The sequence below is a fragment of the Phenylobacterium sp. genome, from assembly GCF_044371015.1.
Taxonomy (GTDB): Bacteria; Pseudomonadota; Alphaproteobacteria; order Caulobacterales; family Caulobacteraceae; genus Phenylobacterium.
Window position 1 is genome coordinate 1 of sequence record NZ_JBILUK010000219.1, and the last position, 5429, is coordinate 5429.

At 70.8% G+C, this 5429-nt stretch carries 8 protein-coding genes; 4 read left to right on the forward strand and 4 right to left on the reverse strand.

The window, feature by feature from the left end; translation table 11 throughout:
• Both ACIQ3R_RS14790 and ACIQ3R_RS14795 read right to left on the reverse strand, forming a co-directional pair.
• The coding region (locus ACIQ3R_RS14790; RefSeq protein WP_397419631.1) for a hypothetical protein at window positions 1-130 on the reverse strand (130 nt) is incomplete at its 3' end.
• Window positions 127-837, reverse strand: coding sequence for an ABC transporter ATP-binding protein (locus ACIQ3R_RS14795; RefSeq protein ID WP_397419625.1), 711 nt, complete (start codon window positions 835-837; stop codon window positions 127-129). The genes ACIQ3R_RS14790 and ACIQ3R_RS14795, both read right to left, overlap by 4 nt.
• A gap of 108 nt (window positions 838-945) precedes the next feature.
• Between ACIQ3R_RS14795 and ACIQ3R_RS14800 the strand changes: the two genes are divergently transcribed.
• On the forward strand, window positions 946-1551 hold the full coding sequence (locus ACIQ3R_RS14800; protein ID WP_397419626.1) for an arylesterase: 606 nt from the start codon (window positions 946-948) through the stop codon (window positions 1549-1551).
• 3 nt (window positions 1552-1554) lie between these two features.
• Here ACIQ3R_RS14800 and rsgA read toward each other — a convergent pair whose 3' ends face one another.
• The gene (gene rsgA, locus ACIQ3R_RS14805) at window positions 1555-2673 is read right to left on the reverse strand and encodes a ribosome small subunit-dependent GTPase A (protein ID WP_397419627.1); all 1119 of its coding nucleotides are present in this window, start codon (window positions 2671-2673) and stop codon (window positions 1555-1557) included.
• 186 nt (window positions 2674-2859) lie between these two features.
• Here rsgA and ACIQ3R_RS14810 point away from each other — a divergent pair, with 186 nt between their 5' ends.
• Window positions 2860-3168, forward strand: coding sequence for a GNAT family N-acetyltransferase (locus ACIQ3R_RS14810; RefSeq protein ID WP_397419628.1), 309 nt, complete (start codon window positions 2860-2862; stop codon window positions 3166-3168).
• Window positions 3168-3524, forward strand: a complete 357-nt coding sequence (locus ACIQ3R_RS14815) for an iron chaperone (protein WP_397419629.1) — start codon at window positions 3168-3170, stop codon at window positions 3522-3524. The genes ACIQ3R_RS14810 and ACIQ3R_RS14815 overlap by 1 nt, the downstream gene beginning before the upstream one ends.
• Here ACIQ3R_RS14815 and ACIQ3R_RS14820 read toward each other — a convergent pair.
• Entirely contained in the window at window positions 3521-4261 is a 741-nt protein-coding gene (locus tag ACIQ3R_RS14820; RefSeq protein ID WP_397419630.1) for a tRNA1(Val) (adenine(37)-N6)-methyltransferase, read from the reverse strand. The two genes, ACIQ3R_RS14815 and ACIQ3R_RS14820, sit on opposite strands and share 4 nt — an antisense overlap.
• A gap of 150 nt (window positions 4262-4411) precedes the next feature.
• Between ACIQ3R_RS14820 and ACIQ3R_RS14825 the strand changes: the two genes are divergently transcribed.
• Entirely contained in the window at window positions 4412-5380 is a 969-nt protein-coding gene (locus ACIQ3R_RS14825) for a polyprenyl synthetase family protein (protein ID WP_397419632.1), read from the forward strand.
• Window positions 5381-5429: the final 49 nt, after the last annotated feature.

A 5429-nucleotide genomic window follows, 5' to 3' on the forward strand; every position in this document is an offset into this window, starting at 1 on the left:
AGGCTTCGGCGGTGGAGCCCGCCGCGGCGATGGCCGCAACGCCGAGCGCCAGACAGGCCAGGAAGATGCGAAAGCCCTTAACCCCGCTCCGCAGTTCGCGCGCTGCGAAGCGCAACCAGAGCGGCGTCACGCCGCCGCCCCGGCCGGGTCGGAGAGCACATCGGACACGGGCCGCCCGTCGCGGAGCGTGACGATCCGCCCGGCTCGCGCGGCCAGCGCCGGATCGTGGGTGACCATCAGGAGTGCTGCGCCCGCCTCGGCGACCAAGTCGAACATCAGGTCGGCCACGTGTTTGGCGTTGGCGGAGTCGAGATTGCCGGTGGGTTCATCGGCGAAGATCAGCGCCGGGCGCGGCGCCAGCGCGCGGGCCAGCGCCACGCGCTGCTGCTCGCCCCCGGAAAGCTGGTGCGGATAGTGACGCATGCGCGCGCCCAGGCCCACGCGGTCCAGCCATGCCCGCGCTTCGGCCATGGCGCCGGGCCGCCGGGCGATCTCCATCGGCGCGGCGACGTTTTCCTCGGCCGTCATGTTGGGCAACAGGTGGAATGACTGAAACACCAGGCTCACCCGACCCCGGCGCAGCCGGGCTCGGCCGTCTTCGTCGAGGGCGCCCAGATCCTCGCCGAACAGGAACACGCGCCCGGCGCTGGGTCGCTCCAGACCCGCCGCCACCGCGATCAACGACGACTTGCCGGAGCCGGAAGGCCCGACGAGCGCGAGCCGTTCCCCGGCTGAGAGCGTGAGTGAGAGACCCCGCAGGATTTCAACCGGACCGGCGCGGGACGGAAGCGTAAGGGCGACCTCGTCGAGAACGAGCGGCGGAGCGGCGTCAGGCAAGGCGTCCTCGGAGTCGGATCTGGATTGTTAAGCGATGTCGCTCCCTTACATAGGACGTCCATGGCCCCGCCAAACCCTTCCCGCCGCGCCCTGATCGCAATTCCGTTGATGAGCCTCCTCGGCGCGCCGGCGCTGGCCCAGGCGCCCGGCGGCAAGGCTGCGCCGCGCGCCAGGATCGTCACGATGCTGGGCGACTCCATTACCGCCGGCTACGGCCTGCCCGCCCGCGCGGCCCTGCCGGCTCAGCTCGAGGCGGCGCTGAAGGCGCGGGGGCTCGTTGTGCGCGTGCGCGGCGCGGGCGTCTCCGGCGACACCACGGCCGGCGGCCTGGCCCGGGTGGACTTCAGCGTCGCCAAGGACACCGAACTCGCCATCGTCGCCCTGGGCGCCAACGACCTGTTGCAGGGGCAGGATCCGAAGCGCACCCGCGCCAATCTCGACGCCATCGTGCGCAAGCTGAAGGCGCGGAAGATGCGCGTGCTGATCGCCGGAATCACCGCGCCTTCGGAGATCGGCGGGCCCTATGCGCGCGAGTTCAACGCCGTGTTCGGCGCGGTGGCGCGGGCCCACGGGGCGACGCTCTATCCGAACCTGATCGAAGGCGTGGCGCGCAGCCCCGCCCTCAACCAACCGGACGGCATCCATCCCAACGCACGCGGCGTGCAGATCATCGCCTCGCGGCTCGCGCCGGTGGTGGCCAAGGCGCTCGGCTGAGGATCAGCCGTCGTCCGGGAAGCCCCGCTTCTGCTTGATCCAGGCGCGGGAGGCCTTGGAGCGCGAGGCCCAAAGCTTGCGGTTCTCCTGGGCGGCGCGGGGGTCTTCCTTGCGGACCTCGTAGGCCAGTTCCGACTGCAGCTTGCGCCAGGCGCGCAGCCGCTCCGGCGGCAGCACGCCTTCGGTCAACGCCGCCTGGATCGCGCATCCGGGTTCGCGCTCATGCCCGCAGTCGGCGAACCGGCAGCTGGCGGCGAGCGCCTCGACGTCGTCGAACGCCGCCGAGACCCCGGACTCGGCGTCCCACAGGCCCAGTTCACGCATGCCCGGCGTATCCAGAATCAGGGCGCCGGAAGCCAGTCGCACCAATTCGCGGTGCGTGGTGGTGTGACGACCGCGCGCGTCATCCTCGCGGATCTCGCCGGTCGCCATCAGATCTTCGCCGGCCAGGGCGTTCAGCAGAGTGGATTTGCCTGCGCCGGACGAGCCCAGCAGCACCGCCGTCTGGCCCGGCGCGATATGGGTCGCCAGGGCGTCAAGCCCCTGCCCGGTCCGCGCCGAGACGCAGAGCACCGGCGCCCCGAATGCGATCGCCTCGATCTCTTCCGCCGCCGCCGCGAGATCGTCGACGAGGTCGGCCTTGGTCAGCACGATCACCGGCCGGGCGCCGCTCTCGTAGGTGACCGCCAGATAGCGCTCCATGCGGCGAGCATTGAGGTCGGCGTTGAGCGAGGCGACCAGGAAGGCCGCGTCAACATTTGCCGCCACCACCTGGGCGCCGCCGCGCGGGCCGGACGCCTTGCGGATGAAGGCGGTGGCGCGGGGCAGGACCGCCTGGACCAGGGCCAGGGTCTCGCCGGGCCGGGCCTCAAGCGCCACCCAGTCGCCGGCGCTGGGGCGTTCGGACTCCTGGGCCGTATGCATCAGGCCGCCGGAGGCCCGGGCGTCGATCTCGCCGGCCTCGGTGATCACCCGATAGCCGCCCCGCTGCTGGATGACGATCCGGCCGGGTATGAGGCCCCGCTGGGCGTAGGGCGTGAAGTCGGAGTGGCGCGCGTCGCTCCAGCCGTAGTCGTAGAGTGTGAAGGCGTTCAATGGGATGTCCTGAAGGTCGAGGGCCATTTGAGGCGTCGACCGCGGTTCATCCCCGATTGAAGGGACAGGCTGTCAGACAGCCGGGCGGTCGACGCGGCGGAGGGCCGCGATGGCAATGGGCGACATGTTTTCCTCCTCCTCTTCGAGCCTGACCGGTGCGCTCGACCTTGGCTGGGGGGCGGGTCTCCGTCAAGATCGCCGCTGGAGGACGCCATGGCCGAGCTCAACGTCATCGACAACGCCGCCGCCGGCCGCTTTGAGGTGAACCTCGACGGCCAGACAGCCTACGCCGAGTACAGCCTGGCCCAGGGCGTGATGATCCTGCCCCACACGGTTGTCCCGACTGCGTTCGAGGGGCGGGGGGTCGGCAGCGCGCTGGCCCGGGCGGTGCTGGGCCGCGCGCGGGCGGAGGGCCGCAAGGTCATTCCCACCTGCCCGTTCATCGCCGCCTATATCCAGAAGCATCCCGAGTGGCATGACATCGTGCATGAGACCCACAGAGCCCGATTGGGGATCGCCTGATGGTGCAGTCCCGCGCCGCCACCGTCGATGACTGGTTCGCCGAGGTTGATCCGAAGCGGGAGCCCGTGCTGCGAGCCGTCCGCGCGCTCGCCCGCAAGCACTTCGGGGCGCAGGCCGAGCGAATGAACTACGGCATGCCGGCCTACACCGAGGGGCCGGCCTTCGCCTTCAACAGCCAGAAGCAGTACATTTCGCTCTATGTGAGCCCGACGGTGAACGCGCTTCACGCCGAGGCGCTGAAGGGTGTCGACGCGGGCAAGAGCTGTCTGCGGTTTCGCAGGCCCGAACAGATCGACCTTGACCTAGTGGATCGCCTGCTCGCCGACACCGTGCGGCTCGGCGTCACAAGCTGCTAGAGCCAGGGCAGATCCGCCTCGCCGCGCAGAATGGCTTCGACGTCCGGTCGGTGCTTTGCGCCGTCACGGTCGTGCAGCACCCGCGGCGGTAGCAGGCGCAGGGGCGCCTTGCCGGTCTTGATCGCCCGCACCAGCACCCTTTTGGCCGGCTCGTCCGCGAACGGGTGGATCGGCAGGACTTGGATCGAACCGCACTTGGCCGTGAGCAGGCCCAGGATATCGGCCAGGCGATCGGCGCGGTGGATCAGCGTGATGGTTCCCCCCTCGCGCACGGCCTTGGTCAGAAACTGGATCCAGGCCTCAAGACCATCGTCCGCCATCCAGGCGGCGCGGCGGTCGGGCGCGGGGCCGCGCAGGGCGCCGGCGTCATCGAAGAACGGCGGATTGGCGATCGCCGCGTCGAACGGTTCCAGGCCGAGCAGCGAAAACCTCACGGCCACATCGCCCTCGACCACCTCGACACGGTCACCCATGCTGTTGGCGGCGATGTTGTGCCGCGCCAGCGCCAGCGCCGCGGCGTCGCGCTCGACTCCCACAAAGCGTGCGCCGGGCCGCCGGGCGGCCGCGGCCAGCAAGGCGCCGCCGGCTCCGCAGCCCGCCTCCAGCACGCGCTGGCCGTCCTGCGCGTCGCACGCCGCCGCCAGCAGGGCGGCGTCCAGGCCCGCGCGGTACCCGCGCGCGGGCTGACGCAGCCGGACCCTGCCGTCCAGCAGGTGATCTTCGGTGAAATTGTCCATGGTTTCGCGGCCCTCGTGGCACCGCAGGGCCCCTGCTTACAGCGTCACCATTGCCCCGGCAATCGCGCAAGGGTAAGCCCGAGGCGACTGTTGGCCCATAAGGACCCGCTATCCGTGCAAGCCGCTCCGGCCATCGCCGCGCCGCCCAGCCTGGACCACCTGCTATCGTTAGCCGGGCCGGACATGCGCGCGGTCGACGCCTTGATCCGCACGCACATGGACAGCCCGGTGCCGGTCATCCCGGCGCTCGCCGATCACCTGATCGCCGGCTCCGCGAAGCGGCTGCGGCCGCTGCTCACCATCGCGGCGGCGCGGCTCTGCGGCGCGCGCGACGACGCCTGCCTCAAGCTGGCGGCGGCTGTGGAGTTCATCCACACCGCGACCCTGCTGCACGACGATGTGGTGGACTCGTCTCAGCTTCGCCGGGGCCGTGTGGCGGCGCACCTGATCTGGGGCGCGCCGGCCAGCGTGCTGGTGGGCGACTTCCTGTTCGCCCGCGCCTTTGAACTGATGGTCGGCGCCGGATCGATGTCGGCGCTGGAGATCCTGGCCCGCGCCTCGCGCGTGATCTCCGAGGGTGAGGTGCTGCAGCTGACCCGCAGCCACGACCTCGACCTCTCGCAGGAGATCTATATCGAGATCATCAAGGCCAAGACCGCCGAGCTGTTCGCTGCCGCCGCCGAGGCCGGCGCGGTCTCGGCCGGCGCCTCGCCGGAGCGCTGCCGGGCGCTGCGCCGCTTCGGCCAGGATCTGGGGCTCGCCTTCCAGCTGATCGACGACGCGCTCGACTATTCCGGTGACGCGGGAACCCTGGGCAAGAACCCGGGCGACGATTTCCGGGAGGGCAAGGTCACCCTGCCGCTGCTGATCGCCATGCAGCGCACATCCGCCAGCGAACGCGACTTCTGGGTGCGCACGATCGACCGCCGGGAGCAGCAGGACGGCGACTTCGACCGCGCCCGCGCCCTGATGGCCGAGACCGGCGCGCTGGACGAGACCCTGGCCATGGCCCTTCGCTACGCCGAGACCGCCAAGGCTGCGATCGAGGACACCGCCTCCACAACCTGGCGTCCCGCCCTGCAGGACCTCGCCGATTTCGCGGTGATGCGGCGGGCCTAGAGCGCCGACAGCTGGGGACGCGCGCGCCTCTTACGCCCAAACGAACAAA